This window comes from Thalassospira sp. ER-Se-21-Dark (assembly GCF_017922435.1).
In the GTDB taxonomy this organism is placed as follows: Bacteria; Pseudomonadota; Alphaproteobacteria; order Rhodospirillales; family Thalassospiraceae; genus Thalassospira.
In genome coordinates, this window is record NZ_VDEZ01000001.1 from 1,149,460 (window position 1) to 1,163,497 (window position 14,038).

14 protein-coding genes and 1 tRNA gene are annotated in these 14,038 nt (G+C 55.6%); 7 read left to right on the plus strand and 8 right to left on the minus strand.

Going from position 1 to position 14,038, the window contains the following annotated elements:
- The first annotated feature begins 54 nt into the window (after nt 1-54).
- The gene (locus FHI25_RS05230) at nt 55-1,722 is read left to right on the plus strand and encodes a thiamine pyrophosphate-binding protein (protein ID WP_210515723.1); all 1,668 of its coding nucleotides are present in this window, start codon (nt 55-57) and stop codon (nt 1,720-1,722) included.
- Between the two features lie 36 nt (nt 1,723-1,758).
- On the opposite strand, the gene FHI25_RS05235 is transcribed toward FHI25_RS05230, so the two are convergent.
- The 5 genes from FHI25_RS05235 to FHI25_RS05255 all read right to left on the minus strand — a co-directional run bounded on the left by FHI25_RS05235 (nt 1,759) and on the right by FHI25_RS05255 (nt 6,201).
- Nucleotides 1,759-2,406 carry a 5'-methylthioadenosine/S-adenosylhomocysteine nucleosidase gene (locus tag FHI25_RS05235; protein WP_210515725.1) on the minus strand — a complete coding sequence of 216 codons (648 nt, stop codon included), beginning with the start codon at nt 2,404-2,406 and terminating at the stop codon, nt 1,759-1,761.
- A gap of 105 nt (nt 2,407-2,511) precedes the next feature.
- The gene (locus tag FHI25_RS05240) at nt 2,512-2,988 is read right to left on the minus strand and encodes a hypothetical protein (RefSeq protein ID WP_210515727.1); all 477 of its coding nucleotides are present in this window, start codon (nt 2,986-2,988) and stop codon (nt 2,512-2,514) included.
- Between the two features lie 115 nt (nt 2,989-3,103).
- Nucleotides 3,104-3,180, minus strand: a tRNA-Arg gene (locus FHI25_RS05245).
- Between the two features lie 150 nt (nt 3,181-3,330).
- Nucleotides 3,331-5,067, minus strand: coding sequence for an adenylate/guanylate cyclase domain-containing protein (locus FHI25_RS05250; RefSeq protein ID WP_008888665.1), 1,737 nt, complete (start codon nt 5,065-5,067; stop codon nt 3,331-3,333).
- A gap of 147 nt (nt 5,068-5,214) precedes the next feature.
- On the minus strand, nt 5,215-6,201 hold the full coding sequence (locus FHI25_RS05255; protein ID WP_246878905.1) for an alpha/beta hydrolase: 987 nt from the start codon (nt 6,199-6,201) through the stop codon (nt 5,215-5,217).
- Nucleotides 6,202-6,469: 268 nt separating this feature from the next.
- Between FHI25_RS05255 and FHI25_RS05260 the strand changes: the two genes are divergently transcribed.
- A complete protein-coding gene (locus FHI25_RS05260) occupies nt 6,470-6,757 on the plus strand; it encodes a coiled coil domain-containing protein (protein WP_210515729.1) in 288 nt (95 codons plus the stop codon).
- 82 nt (nt 6,758-6,839) lie between these two features.
- Here the strand turns inward: FHI25_RS05260 and FHI25_RS05265 are convergent, their stop codons facing one another.
- On the minus strand, nt 6,840-7,808 hold the full coding sequence (locus tag FHI25_RS05265) for an ABC transporter ATP-binding protein (RefSeq protein WP_008888668.1): 969 nt from the start codon (nt 7,806-7,808) through the stop codon (nt 6,840-6,842).
- 195 nt (nt 7,809-8,003) lie between these two features.
- Between FHI25_RS05265 and FHI25_RS05270 the strand changes: the two genes are divergently transcribed.
- The 5 genes from FHI25_RS05270 to FHI25_RS05290 all read left to right on the plus strand — a co-directional run bounded on the left by FHI25_RS05270 (nt 8,004) and on the right by FHI25_RS05290 (nt 12,656).
- A complete protein-coding gene (locus FHI25_RS05270; protein ID WP_040822460.1) occupies nt 8,004-8,183 on the plus strand; it encodes a zinc-finger domain-containing protein in 180 nt (59 codons plus the stop codon).
- Between the two features lie 137 nt (nt 8,184-8,320).
- Nucleotides 8,321-9,538 carry a tryptophan synthase subunit beta gene (gene trpB / locus FHI25_RS05275; protein WP_008888670.1) on the plus strand — a complete coding sequence of 406 codons (1,218 nt, stop codon included), beginning with the start codon at nt 8,321-8,323 and terminating at the stop codon, nt 9,536-9,538.
- Nucleotides 9,535-10,383, plus strand: coding sequence for a tryptophan synthase subunit alpha (gene trpA, locus FHI25_RS05280; RefSeq protein WP_210515731.1), 849 nt, complete (start codon nt 9,535-9,537; stop codon nt 10,381-10,383). The genes trpB and trpA overlap by 4 nt, the downstream gene beginning before the upstream one ends.
- Before the next feature lie 55 nt (nt 10,384-10,438).
- Nucleotides 10,439-11,365 carry an acetyl-CoA carboxylase, carboxyltransferase subunit beta gene (accD, locus tag FHI25_RS05285; RefSeq protein ID WP_008888672.1) on the plus strand — a complete coding sequence of 309 codons (927 nt, stop codon included), beginning with the start codon at nt 10,439-10,441 and terminating at the stop codon, nt 11,363-11,365.
- A gap of 1 nt (nt 11,366) precedes the next feature.
- The gene (locus FHI25_RS05290) at nt 11,367-12,656 is read left to right on the plus strand and encodes a folylpolyglutamate synthase/dihydrofolate synthase family protein (protein ID WP_210515733.1); all 1,290 of its coding nucleotides are present in this window, start codon (nt 11,367-11,369) and stop codon (nt 12,654-12,656) included.
- Here the strand turns inward: FHI25_RS05290 and FHI25_RS05295 are convergent, their stop codons facing one another.
- Nucleotides 12,657-13,229, minus strand: coding sequence for an alpha/beta hydrolase (locus FHI25_RS05295; protein WP_210515735.1), 573 nt, complete (start codon nt 13,227-13,229; stop codon nt 12,657-12,659).
- 44 nt (nt 13,230-13,273) lie between these two features.
- The gene (locus tag FHI25_RS05300) at nt 13,274-14,035 is read right to left on the minus strand and encodes a hypothetical protein (protein WP_210515737.1); all 762 of its coding nucleotides are present in this window, start codon (nt 14,033-14,035) and stop codon (nt 13,274-13,276) included.
- Between the last annotated feature and the right edge of the window lie 3 nt (nt 14,036-14,038).

Genomic DNA, 14,038 nt, shown 5'->3' on the forward strand with positions numbered 1-14,038 from the left:
GCAAACAGATAAAAACTAAAACGATTTTGCCCCACGCAACGGAGTTCACGAAACATGTCCGGGAAAACAGAAACGCGCCATGGCGGACGCATTCTGGTCGATCAACTGGCCCTGCACGGGGCCGAACGCGTCTTTCTTGTTCCGGGCGAAAGTTACCTCGCCGTGCTTGATGGCCTTGTCGATCATCCGGGCATCGATCCGATCATCTGCCGACAGGAAGGTGGTGCTGCCATCATGGCAGAGGCCTATGGCAAGCTGACCAATAAACCCGGCATCTGCATGGTCACCCGTGGTCCGGGTGCCACCAACGCATCGGCCGGCGTGCATGTCGCCCATCAGGACAGCACACCAATGATCCTTCTGGTCGGCCAAATCGGACGCGACATGGTTGATCGCGAAGCGTTTCAGGAAGTCGATTACCGCAAAATGTTTGAACCGCTCGCCAAATGGGTCGGGCAGATTGATGACATCAACCGCATCCCGGAATATATCAGCCACGCCTATCACATCGCGACATCCGGTCGCCCCGGCCCGGTGGTTCTGGCCCTGCCCGAAGACATGTTGTCTTCAAGCACCGATATTGCCGACGCCAAACCCTATGTCCCGGTCGAGGCCAAAACAGCGCCTGAAGATGTCTCTCGCTTCCGTGACGCCCTTGCGAAATCCGAAAAGCCGGTCATGATCATTGGCGGGGGTGGCTGGACCCGCGAAGCGACTGAAAACCTTAAATCGTTTGCACTTCGTAACAATGTGCCGATTGCGACAAGCTTCCGCTGTCAGGACTATATCCCCAACACGCATAGCCACTTCGTCGGCGATGTCGGCATCGGCATCAACCCAAAGCTTGCCGAGCTCATCAAGGACAGTGATCTAGTGATCCTCGTCGGATCGCGCATGGGGGAAATGACCAGCAGCGGCTATAGCCTGCTTGATATCCCCTGCCCGAAACAGAAACTGGTCCATGTTTACAGCGGCCCGGATGAATTGGGTCGGGTTTATCGCCCGGATGTCGCGATCAATGCGTCCCAGCGATCTTTCCTGCGCGCCATCGCCATGATGGAGCCAGTGGATGGATCAACGCGCGATGACATGATCGAAACCGCACATGCCAATTACATTGCCTTTTCCACCCCGGTCGAAACACCCGGCGATGTCAAAATGGCCCATGTGGTGGCGGAATTGCGTGAAAAACTACCTGACAATGCGATTGTCACCAATGGGGCGGGCAACTATGCCGCCTTCCTGCATCGCTTTTTCCGCTATCGCGAATATCGCACCGAACTGGCCCCGACATCGGGGTCGATGGGTTATGGGCTTCCGGCATCAGTGTCCGCCAAGCTTGCCCATCCGGATCGCCCGGTGGTCTGTCTTGCCGGTGATGGGTGTTTTTTGATGCACGGGCAGGAATTTGCCACCGCCGTGCAATATGGCGCGAATATCATCACGCTGGTGGTCAATAACGGCATGTTTGGCACCATCCGCATGCATCAGGAACGCAACTATCCCGGCCGTGTTTCAGGCACCGAACTGCACAACCCGGATTTCGCGGCCTACGCCAAGGCCTTTGGCGGATACGGTGAAACCGTCACCAGAACGGAGGATTTCGGCCCCGCCTTTGACCGCGCGGTTGCCTCAGGCAAACCGGCCATCCTTGAAATCCAGGTGGATCCACAGGCCCTTACCCCGATCAAAACCCTTGATCAGATCCGTGCGGGCAACTAAGTCGATTTAATTGTTTCGAAATTGAAATAAGTGGGATCAGCGTCTGGGAATGCTGATCTCGCCGCTTTCAAGTCCGGCCTTCAGCGCATCGACGGCAACGGCCAGTTTCTCATCAACCACATGCAGATAGGCCGTCCAGTCCGAGAGCTTGGAAAGCTCCTCCTTGCCATCGGAAATGCCCCGCAGCCCGATCAGCGGCACGCCAAACTTATGGCACGCACGCAGGATGGCAAAGCTTTCCATATCGACCATGTCGGCATCAATGACGTCATAGGCCGCGCCTGACACCACATTGGCCCCGGTCGATAAACGGGCTTCGGGGATACCGGGAATGCGCAACGCCATCTCGATCTCGGCGGGCAAATCGACAAACGGCGTGCAGCCCTTCTCAAAACCCAGAACCGATGCATCCATATCGCGATACGATACCGAAACGGCCTGATAAACCTCGGCCTGTTCAAGCGTGCGCGACCCGGCCGATCCCAATGTGACGACAAGATCAGGCAAATCACCCGCCAACTTCAATTCGGTCAGAGCCGCCGTCAAATTGATCGCAGCCTCCACCGGCCCAACCCCGATCATCAAGGGCGTAAACCGCTCCTTGAGGTGATCACCATATTCCGCCGGTGCCGCCATTGCGAACAACACGTTATGGCCTGCAACATCATGAAGGTAACCGCGCATCTTTGACTTTCCGCATTCTTGACATCAGAACCCGCAGCATAAAGGCCGGGCAACATTTCCGCAGCCCCAAAATCACGGCATCACTGTCAGTGGAACGTGATCGTATCAAGCGGCGACAGAACGGGTCGGAACGAACAGTTTGGCGAGATAACCGAAGCCCACAACAAGCGCGATCAGGTCAAACAAAGCCATGGTCGATACACCAATCGCCGCAAACCCGGTATTTTCAAGCAGGGGCTCAAAGCACTGGTCGTTGATTTCCATAAACAGCCCGATGATGAGAAGGTAAGCGCCGTAATGCTCTGAAAGTTCGTTGAGATCATGCTGTTTTTCGGCAATTTCTGCGCCGTAGGCACGTTTCGCTAACATTTCGCGCATCTCAAGGAACACGCCAAAGGCAACCAGAATGACGGCGACATCTTCTTCAAGCGTCACATCGGCATCGAATATGCCGGCCTCAAACGCAAAGGTCAGCGTGGCAAGGTGTGCCCAGCCGGTCATCACCACCATCGCCATCACAACAAAGGTCCAGATCGCCAACGAAACCGGATGAATGGTGAAAAGGAAAAACAGCTTTGTCATTGGTTCGCCCCAACAAATGCAAAAACGCACCCCTGCCGGTTTCGGCACGGTAAAAAATCATCCTTACGCGCACTATCCGCGCATGCCAACTGACAAAACAATTTTGGGAGGAAATTGGCGCACCCGACAGGATTCGAACCTGTGGCCTTTGCCTTCGGAGGGCAACGCTCTATCCAGCTGAGCTACGGGTGCGCAATATGTGGGGCCATGACTGGAATGTGTGGCCCGAGCGGTTTGGGTGATACAGGTTTTGGCCTGAACGGGCAAGGGTTTTCGAACCGACTCACAGCCTTAGCCATCATCAATCCCGGTTAAGGTAACCTTGGCGCGGCGTGGCCGCAATCAGCTTTCGACATCACGGCGTTCATACGGGTCACGGACCACCCAGGTGCCATCCCATTCGCGGTCCTGCTCACGCCGTTCAAGGCGTTCCATGCGGTTCATCATCAGCTGTGCGGCAAAGTCGCTGTCATCAAATGCAATGACTTCTTCATAGAGCGGGCGGGCTGCGTCAAAATTGCCATCGCGATAATGCGCCATGGCGGTTTCGTACTTGCTGCGCCATTCACGCCGTTCTTCGGAAAGCTGCCCGCCCTGCGCCAGCACTTCGTAAAGGAAGACAACCTTTTCGGTACCCAGCAGCACCACATGATCAAGGTCGCGCATTTCGACCTCACCCGACGCCATGCTGGCCGTTTCGTGGGAAGCCAGAATTTGCGTACCATAGACCCGGTTAGCCTTTTCCAGACGGTTGGCATAGTTCACGCAATCGCCAACCACCGTATAGGCGCGTGATTTGTCCGTACCGATGGAACCGACAACCACCTCGCCGGTCGCAATCCCGACACGAATTTCAAGGCCGTGATCGCCAATCAGTTCTGCATATTTGGTCTTAAGCGCGTTGAAGCGCGCAACCTGTTCAAGGGCCGCCTGGCAGGCATGTTTGGCGTGGGCCCCTTCGCCGCAGAAGGGCGGGCCCCAGAAGCCGATCACACGGTCACCAACGAAGTTGTCGATAATCCCGCTTTGATTGGCGATCGGTTCGGTCATCGCGGTGAGATAATCATTCAGGAAGTCGACAAGCTTCTCGGGCGGCGTATGTTCCGCCAGCCAGTCAAACCCGGTCAGGTTGACGACACTGACGGTCATCACGCGCTTTTCGGAGTTCTCAAGCGCGGTTTCCTGATTGATCAGATTATTGATGACTTTCGGATCGACATATTTGCCAAACCGTTCGCGCATCCGGAACCGTACGCGGAGTTCGCGTGTCATGCGGTTAAAGGCGTCGGCCAACCGGCCAAAGTCCCCCTTGGAGCTGAATTCAAGCTTGGTATCAAGTTTGCCCGATTGAATGGAATTCAGCGCACTCGTGGTTTTGCGCACGGCAACCACCACCGCATGCGCCATGTAATAGGCCAGAGAAATACCGATAATGACGGCGGCCAGCATCATGATGAATTCGGCCTGAATCAGGAAATCTTCGCGCTTGGAAACGTTTTCAACTGTCTGAGCGGCGTAATCTTCAAGAAGCCGGATTTCATTGCGCAGGTTCAGCACGATGATTCGATGCAGGCCGCGCACGGTGTTTTCCTGTGACCGGGCATCGGCAAGATTACCTGCCCGCACCTGATCAAGCAGGCGTTCAACGCCCAAGGAAAACTGTGCCGATACATCAGCGAATTCCCGCATGCGCACATCAAGATCAAACAGCACCCCCTCGTCAAAGTGACCGGATGCCTGCGCCCGACCAAGGGCGGCAAAGGTAAAGGATTTACGGAAGGCCTGTTCGATCTGGGTTTGTTTGGCTTCGATTTCGATCTCGATGCCATTCAAAAGCGATGTCTGCGGTCCGTCACTTTCGACCACCCGCATGTAACGATCAATCAGCGAAATCTGTTCAAGCTGGCGCGCACGCACGTCCGAAAGCGAGTCCTTAACCGGCGTGACATAGCGCGACACCGCCTCAAGATCACCATTGATGCCAAGGGACTGGATCACGGAGAACCCGGTGGCCACAACGAGCCACACGACAAAAAAGGCCGCGACACCCAGGAACTTCGCCCGAATGGTCCTTAGCATGCCGGTCCTGATCCTCCGGTTAAGTGATGGTGCATCATCAATTGCTGCTTGGCATATCGGAACGAAACAGCGGTTCGACAACCTGCATAATGCCTTGCAACTCTTTAAAAAAGGCTACCTGATCACGGTTTATGGGTCAAAATGCAATCATTTGATTGTGCAGGAATAATTTTTCCGAGCCTCGCTGTCGACAACCCAACGGCGGATATCCTCGATCACCACCGGCCCGTTCAGATCCCGCAACAACATGTGATAGCCCGCCGAATAAAGGCAGCGGTGATAGTCGGGCAAACCGAGGCTGGACAGTTGATCATCAAGGGCCGCAATAGCCTCGGGCGGGATCACCTGATCCTGCATGCCCGACAGCAAAAGCGTTGGCACAGATATATCCCCGGCCCGAACGCGCGCCAGATCCATGATATCGGCAACACCGGCAAGCAGATCGACGCGGACTGAAGACATCATGTGCGGGTCACGCGACAGCCGACGCAACATTTCGATATTGTCCGACGGCCAGATATCAAGCCCCCGGCCGGTCAGCGGCAACCATGGCAGGCTGTGCGACAGGATCGAAAGTGGTGCGGTCTGGTACCACGGCATCATGCCGCGGTTCCAAACTGCCGGTGCCACCAAAACCAGGCCATCCATCAAATAGCCGCGTGTGGCGGCGGTGATGATCGCCACCGCCCCGCCCATCGAATTCCCCAGAAGGTAAATCGGTGTGTCAGGATAGCGGGCGCGCAACAGCGCCAATGCATCGCTGGCATCATTGACCAGGCTGGCCGTGCCCGCCCAGAACGGACATGTAGCCGTGCGGCCAAAGCCCCGCTGATCATAAGCATAGATCGCGATGCCCTTCGGGCCGACCTGTTCACCCAACTCCATGAAGGCATTGGCATAATCGCCCATCCCATGCAGACCAAGGATCACCGCATCTGGATCTTCAAGATCGCCCCAGCGTTGCAACGGCAGCGCCGTACCATCGACTGCAACAAAAACGTCTGGCCCAAGCACGGTCTGGGCAATCGGTGCCCCCGCCGGTCGAACGGTTGGTGCACAGGCGCTTACCATCCCGGCAAAGAACAACATGGCACAGAGGCGGATAACGACGGGGCGCAAAAAACACGGTGACAAAGTGGTGAAACCCTACGCAGGAAACAGAGACGCTCAATGAAGGTTATAATGCGTTCGCCCGCAAGGTATTGTCACACATTACGTATTCCAAGCGGGCACACGGGTTATTGAGGAAATTCTGGTTTAAGGTTTAACCAATCGGCGCGATCTAGTAGAACTACAGCAGATTCAGCGGGTTTTTTAATCCAATGACAGACGCAGACATTGGGTATTTTGCCTTGTTGCCATATCGATCGTTCCACACGTTTTCCAACGAAAGGATACGACCATGAGCATGAAAGAAGCTTACGAGAAAAAACTGGAAGCCCAACTCAATGAGTGGAGTGCCCAGATTGACAAGCTTAAGGCGCAGGCTGAGGTGGCAGAAGCCGATGCACAAATACAGTATCAGAAACAAGTCAAAGAGCTCCGCGCCATGCAAGACGAGGCCGAGCAGAAGCTTAGAGAATTGCAAAAATCAAGCGATACCGCCTGGCAGGACCTGAAAGCTGGCATGGATAACGCTTGGGACTCGATTGAAGCTGCGATGAAAATGGCTACCAGCAGATTCAAGTGATCGAGCGGATCAAAACGCAATAACACAAAACCCCGCAAGTTATCTTGCGGGGTTTTGCACATGATTACGAAAACGCAACGAATTAGGCAGCCTTGCCGGCACCTGCGCGTTGCTTGTTATTATCACGCGTCAGCATCAGGAAGATGTCTTCAAGATCGCCTTCCTCTGTCGACAGATCCTTGATCGCAAGGCCACAGCCATGGATCGCCTCGAGGATTTCCGCCATCTGGGTGTTGCTTGGGCGGTAATGAAGCGCGATCTGGTTTTCCGATTTAAGCTCTGCCCCCCAGGGCGACAGGGCGTCTGGTACTGCGTTCAGTTCATTGTTCACGGTCAGAACCAGCGTCTTGTGATCAATCCGGCGCAGCAGACTGCGCTTGTCTTCATGGGCAATGACATTGCCCTGATTGATGATCGCGATCTCGTCACAGAGTTCTTCGGCTTCTTCAAGGTAATGCGTGGTCAGAACAATCGTGACGCCCGCTTTGTTCAACTCCTTGACGTAAGCCCAAAGCTGCTGACGCAGTTCGATATCCACACCCGCCGTTGGTTCATCAAGAACCAGAACCGGCGGCGTATGGACCATCGCCTTGCCGACCAGAAGACGGCGACGCATCCCGCCCGAAAGCGATCGTGCATACGAGTCTGCCTTGTCGGCGAGTCCGATGGCGGCCAGAATTTCATCCGTGCGGCGTTCGGATTTCGGCACGCCATAGAGACCCGCCTGCAATTCCATCACCTGACGCGGGGTGAAAAATGCATCCAGGTTCAGTTCCTGGGGCACGATCCCGATGGAGCAGCGTGCGGCCCGCATCTGGGCTTCGATATCGTTGCCCCAGATTTTTGCCGTACCACTGGTCTTGGTCACAAGACCGGCCAAGATGTTGATAAACGTAGACTTTCCGGCACCGTTCGGGCCCAGAAGGGCAAAAAACGAGCCGCGCGGAATCTTGAGCGAAACGTTATCAAGGGCGAGTTTTTCACCGTTTGATCCCTTGTAGACCTTTGTCAGCCCCTCGACTTCGATGGCATAGTCGGGCATTGCAGTCATATGTCCGTGATCTCCACTCTTTTCCGCGTCGCCTGTTTGCGCTAAGACCATGAGGCGCCATGAGCACGCGGAAGTATTGATTGAATATGCCCAATCGGTATCATTCCCGGGAAACCGGGGTCAATGCTGTCCACAGTGCGTGGCCAATCCCGATGGTCATACAAGCCTGAAAAAGGCAAACTTGGAACTGGATATATGAAGATCACCGAAGAAATCAAAGTCGGCACGCTAAATGTTGCCTGCGACGGCGGAAAAGGTCACCTTGGGCACCCGACCGTTTACCTTAATCTTGAGGAAAAAGGCGAGGTGGTCTGCCCGTATTGCTCGAAAAAATATATCTTCGACAAATCCTTGGCCGAGCACGCAGCCCACTAATCCAATACGCACCTTTTTAGGTACAGTATGGGGCCAGACCCTGCCAATGCTTGCGCACAGATGGTCTGGCAGACCATATATTGTCACCTGCCTATGCTGTCGTGAACGCCATCACGGCCAATCCACGGGGAACTTCCATGACGTCTTCTGCACCTAACAGCTTCCGCGCTCTGCCCGATCCGGACGGGCATTTCGGCAATTTCGGCGGACGCTTTGTCGCCGAAACCCTGATGCCGCTGATCCTTGAGCTGGAACAGGCCTACAAGGACGCCAAGGCAGACCCTGCGTTTAAAAAAGAGATGGATTATTATCTCCGTCACTATGTTGGCCGTGAAAACCCGCTTTATTTCGCCGAACGCCTGACCGAGGAACTCGGCGGTGCAAAGATCTATTTCAAGCGCGAGGACCTTAACCATACCGGCGCGCACAAGATCAATAACTGCATCGGCCAGATCCTGCTGGCCAAGCGCATGGGCAAAACCCGTATCATCGCCGAAACCGGCGCCGGTCAGCATGGCGTTGCGACCGCGACTGTGTGCGCACGCTTTGGCCTGCCCTGCACGGTCTATATGGGTTCCAAGGATATCGAACGTCAGTCGCCCAACGTGTTCCGCATGCGCCTTCTCGGTGCCGAAGTCAAACCGGTCGTTTCCGGCTCAAACTCGCTGAAAGATGCGATGAATGAAGCCCTGCGCGACTGGGTCACCAACGTTGAAGATACCTTCTACATCATCGGTACCGCGGCTGGCCCGCACCCTTATCCGGAAATGGTCCGCGATTTCCAGTCGGTCATCGGCAATGAAGCCCGCCGACAGATCATGGAAGCTGAAAATCGCCTGCCCGATCAGGTGATCGCATCGGTTGGCGGCGGGTCCAACGCAATTGGCCTGTTCCACCCGTTCCTTGATGACAAGGGTGTTGAAGTTGTCGGTGTCGAGGCCGCCGGGCACGGCGTTCATACCGGCAAACATGCCGCAAGCCTTTCGGCGGGCAAGCCGGGCGTTCTGCACGGCAACCGTACCTATCTGCTGATGGATGATGACGGGCAGATCAAGGAAGCCGACTCGATTTCGGCCGGTCTGGACTATCCGGGCATCGGGCCGGAGCACAGCTGGCTTAAGGATATCGGTCGCGCGCGTTATGAGCCGATCACCGACAAGGAAGCCCTTGCGGCCTTCAAACTCTGTTCGGAACTCGAAGGCATCATTCCGGCGCTGGAATGTAGCCATGCAATCGCGCAGATCATGAAAGAGGCCCCGAAAATGGGCAAGGACAAGATCATCCTCATGTGTCTGAGTGGCCGGGGTGACAAGGACATCTTTACCGTGGCCGAAGCACTGGGAGTAGAATTGTGAGCGACGCTATCATCGGCGGCCAGGACCGCATCGCCAAACGTTTTGCCAAGCTCAAGGAAGAAGGCCGTGCCGGTCTGGTAACCTTTATCACCGCAGGCGATCCCGACCCGGAAACCTCGTTTGAAATCCTCAAACAGCTGCCCGAAGCCGGTGCCGACATCATCGAACTGGGCATGCCGTTTACCGATCCGATGGCCGATGGCCCCGCCATTCAGGAAGCATCGCTTCGCGCGCTTGCCGCTGGCATGCATATGCGCAAGACGCTGTCGATTGTGCGCGGCTTCCGCGATCAGGATCATGATACGCCGATCATTCTGATGGGCTATTACAACCCGATCTATATCTATGGCGTTGCCGAATTCCTTGAAGATGCGCGCAATGCCGGGGTTGATGGCCTGATCGTTGTCGATCTGCCGCCCGAAGAAGATGCAGAGCTTTGCATTCCGACCGTGGAAAAGGGCCTGTCCTTCATTCGCCTGACCACGCCGACCTCCGATGACAAGCGTCTTCCGAAACTTGTTCAGAATACCTCGGGCTTTGTTTACTATGTCTCTGTTGCCGGTGTGACCGGTGCCGGATCTGCCAGCAATGAGCAGATCGTCGAGGCCATGGGACGCCTGCGTCGCCATACCGATCTGCCGATTGCGGTCGGGTTTGGCATCAAGACCGCAGCCCAGGCAGCCGACGTGGCAAAACAGGCCGATGCCGCTGTCGTCGGATCGGCAATCGTATCAAAAATTGCCGAAAGTCTTGACGAAAACGGCAAGGCCACCGATAAGACCGCCTCTATGGTTACCGGCCTTGTAAGTGAACTTGCAAACGGGGTCCGAAACGCGCGCAAATAGATGGCGCTGCGTTTGAAAGAACCGATATAGACAGAACCAAGGATCAGTATCCGATATGTCGTGGCTGACTGAATTCGTCCGTCCAAAGATTCAGAAACTTGTTCGCCGCACTGATGTGCCCGAAAACCTCTGGCACAAATGCAAATCCTGCGAACAGATGATCTTCCATCGCGATCTGGCAAAGAACAATCATGTTTGCCAGCATTGCGGTCATCACATGCGCATTTCCGCCAAGGAACGTCTCGAAACCCTGTTTGATGGTGGCAAGTACCAGACCATCGAACTGCCGAATGTTCCGGTCGATCCGCTGAAATTCCGCGATCAGAAGAAATATACCGACCGCCTCAAGGCGGCCCAGGCCAAAGCAACCTTCAAGGATGCGCTGGCTGTGGCCCATGGCGAAGTTGGTGGTCATCCGACCGTGATTGCCGTTTTCGATTTCTCCTTCATGGGTGGATCGATGGGCATCGCCGTTGGCGAAGGCATCGTTGCAGCGGCTGAACTTGCCTGTGTGCAGGATGCGGCCCTGATTGTCGTTCCGGCATCGGGTGGTGCGCGTATGCAGGAAGGCATTCTCAGCCTGATGCAGATGGCACGCACCACGGCCGCGATCGAAAAGGTCAAGGAAAAGGGCCTGCCCTATTTCGTGCTCCTGACCGATCCGACCACTGGCGGTGTTTCGGCATCCTTTGCCATGCTGGGTGATATCCAGATCGCAGAACCGGGCGCACAGATCGGCTTTGCCGGGCGCCGCGTGATCGAAAGCACCATCCGCGAAAAGCTGCCCGATGACTTCCAGACGGCCGAATACCTTCTGGAACATGGCATGGTGGATATGGTCGTGCCGCGTTCGGAGCTGAACGCGACCTTTGGCCGCCTGATCGATATGATCCGACGCACCAAACCGGGTGCGGCTGTGGTGCCGATCAAGGACGCCAAGGCGAAATCGACCAAATCCAAAACTCCGAGTGCGGATAAATAACTTGGCGGGCAGCGACGCAATCCTTGCTCGCCTTGGCAAGCTGCACCCGAAAGTCATCGACCTTTCGTTAGGGCGGATTACCCGGCTGCTTGAAAAGCTGGGCAATCCGCACCTTTCACTCCCCCCCGTCATTCATATCGCCGGCACCAATGGCAAGGGATCAACCCTGGCCTATCTGCGCGCAATCTATGAGGCGGCGGGACTTCGGGTGCATTGCTCCACATCCCCGCATCTGGTGCGTTTTCATGAACGCATTACCCTTGCCGGCCAGATGATCTCCGAAGAAGCCCTGTGTGATCTTCTGGAAGAGGTTGAGGCGGTCAATGCCGGGGACTCCATTACCTTCTTTGAAATCACCCAGGCCGCGGCGTTCCTTGCGTTTTCGCGGGTTCCGGCCGATGTCCTGTTGCTTGAAACCGGGCTGGGTGGCCGTGTGGATGCATCCAACGTCATCGATAAACCTGCCGCGACCGTGATCACGCCAATCTCGCTAGATCATCAGGGCTTCCTTGGTGATACGATTGCCAAAATCGCGTTCGAGAAGGCCGGGATCATGAAAACCGGCGTTCCATGCATCACCGCCCCGCAAAGCCTTGAGGCGTTTAATACGCTGGCCTGTCACGCCAACCGCATTTCGGCCCCAATCTTCAACGATTTCGAGGTCATCCAGGAACGCGAAGATGGCTTCACGATCCGCATCGGAACCGAGCAGATTGATCTCCCGCACCCGGCTCTGCCAGGACGCCATCAATACACCAATGCCGCCACTGCGATTGCCACGGTACGCAAGGCTGGAATTCCCGGCTGTGACGGCAAGGATACCAACATCCTTGCCCGTGGTCTTGAAACCGCAAGCTGGCCCGCACGGCTACAGAAACTTACCAAAGGCCCACTTTGTGACGCCTTGCCCGATGGCTGCGATCTGATCTTGGATGGTGGCCACAACATTGCCGCGGCCGAGGCCATTGCCGACTGGCTGTCGCGCCAACCCGCTGGCGATACCGTTGTCATCATGGGCATGCTTGATAACCGCGATGCGGAAGCCTTCCTGAAACCGTTGGCGACCCACATTACCGCCTTGGCTGGCGTTCCGATCCCCGGCGAACATCAGGCACATCTGCCAGAAACCCTGCGCGATGCGGCAATTGCCTGTGGCATTTCCCCGACATTTTCCAGTGACGGTTTCGAAGCGGCGATTACCCTGCTTCTTGAGGCCTGTCGCACTCCGAAACGGGTGCTTATTCTGGGCTCGCTCTATCTTGCGGGTCTGGTTCTGGAAAAACACGCCTGATCAATCGTATATGCGTATTTTCTCAATCAATGCTGTAATATCGCCATCTAACAAGGCGTGCCCGCCATCTTTAAACGCTATCTGATCTGCCTGCGGGAAGTGCTGTAAATAGGTTTCGCAATGCGCAAACCCGACAATCTTGTCGTCTTTGCTGTGACAGAAATGCATTGGTCGACACCCGGCGAGCACAGCCAGCTCATCCTCCGTCAACGAAAAATCCGTTACTTCCCAGTCTTGCTGACCCCAAAATGGGGCAGCGATGCTAAAGACCGCTGCAAAGCGATTGTTATCGCGCCAGATTTCCGGATTTCGCGCCAGATATTGCAAGATGGACGACCCGCCAAGTGAATGGCCCATCAATACGGCCCCTGATCGTGCCTGTGAAACCGTCTTTGCGATCTCGGCCAACCACCTATCTATGTCCGGGCGTTCCGGGTCGGGCATCAAAGGGGCGATGATGTGAAACTTGTCGCCAAGTGCTTCTTCCAACCGCGAAATCAGGCCGGTGCTGCCGTTCTTGCCGCCTTGCGGACCGGCACTGTGGATAAAAACCAGATCACGTAACACAGCCATGATGCCCTCCGTCGTATAGAAACCGGTCATCAAAACACAGGCAATCAGACGTCAGGTAGTTCAATCTTGCGCCGTGCAGAGCCCCTTGCCGGACCATCCCCACCATCTGTACGGCGCAGACGCAGATTGCCCGCGGTATTCTGGCGACGACGATCGCCCTGGACAAGCGGTGGCAGACCTCTGTCACCCGTAGCATCACCATCATTTGCCACTTGGGCCGGATCACCGTGTTTGGCAGCCTCGCGTTTGACCTTGCGCCCGGTAATCCAGGTATAGCCCAGAATATAGAGCAAAAATCCACCCACCCCGACGGTCAGGGTCAGGAACTGCAACACCGGCAGGAAACTGCCAAAAATCATCCCGCCGCCATAGATCATGAAGATGCAAAGGGCGGCCACCGGTGCCAAGGCCAGAAAGAAGATACCGCGCACCTTGTGGCGGATCGGGCCGTAATGCATCAGCATCGCGTAGAACAAATACATCAGCGCGACAAACACCACGAGTTTGATCAACAAGACGAAGTGATCAAAGTTGGCAAGGCGTTGATTGCGTTCATAAATGCCAAAAACAACAAACAGGCCATGGACGATCAGGCCAAAAGTGCCAAAGGTCAGGATAAAGCGCAGCCATGCAGTGACGCTAAAAAAGCTGCGCCATCCACCACCGTTCGCATTGCGACGGTCTTTCTGCTTTTTGCCTTTCCGGGTGGCGAGCTTCATGTCATCTGAAAGCTCACGCGCCGGACCTGCAGTTTCGACGCCGATGCCTTTTGGCAAAAATTCCGGCTTGCTCGTTTTCCGGGCCACGAA

Coding starts and splice junctions, on each gene's coding strand:
- FHI25_RS05295 (WP_210515735.1), bottom strand. CDS start 13,229: ATGGCTGTGTTACGTGATCTGGTTTTTATCCACAGTGCCGGTCCGCAA.
- FHI25_RS05250 (WP_008888665.1), bottom strand. CDS start 5,067: ATGCTAAGGACCATTCGGGCGAAGTTCCTGGGTGTCGCGGCCTTTTTT.
- FHI25_RS05235 (WP_210515725.1), bottom strand. CDS start 2,406: ATGCGCGGTTACCTTCATGATGTTGCAGGCCATAACGTGTTGTTCGCA.
- FHI25_RS05240 (WP_210515727.1), bottom strand. CDS start 2,988: ATGACAAAGCTGTTTTTCCTTTTCACCATTCATCCGGTTTCGTTGGCG.
- accD (WP_008888672.1), top strand. CDS start 10,439: ATGTCGTGGCTGACTGAATTCGTCCGTCCAAAGATTCAGAAACTTGTT.
- trpB (WP_008888670.1), top strand. CDS start 8,321: ATGACGTCTTCTGCACCTAACAGCTTCCGCGCTCTGCCCGATCCGGAC.
- FHI25_RS05260 (WP_210515729.1), top strand. CDS start 6,470: ATGAGCATGAAAGAAGCTTACGAGAAAAAACTGGAAGCCCAACTCAAT.
- FHI25_RS05265 (WP_008888668.1), bottom strand. CDS start 7,808: ATGACTGCAATGCCCGACTATGCCATCGAAGTCGAGGGGCTGACAAAG.
- FHI25_RS05230 (WP_210515723.1), top strand. CDS start 55: ATGTCCGGGAAAACAGAAACGCGCCATGGCGGACGCATTCTGGTCGAT.
- FHI25_RS05270 (WP_040822460.1), top strand. CDS start 8,004: ATGAAGATCACCGAAGAAATCAAAGTCGGCACGCTAAATGTTGCCTGC.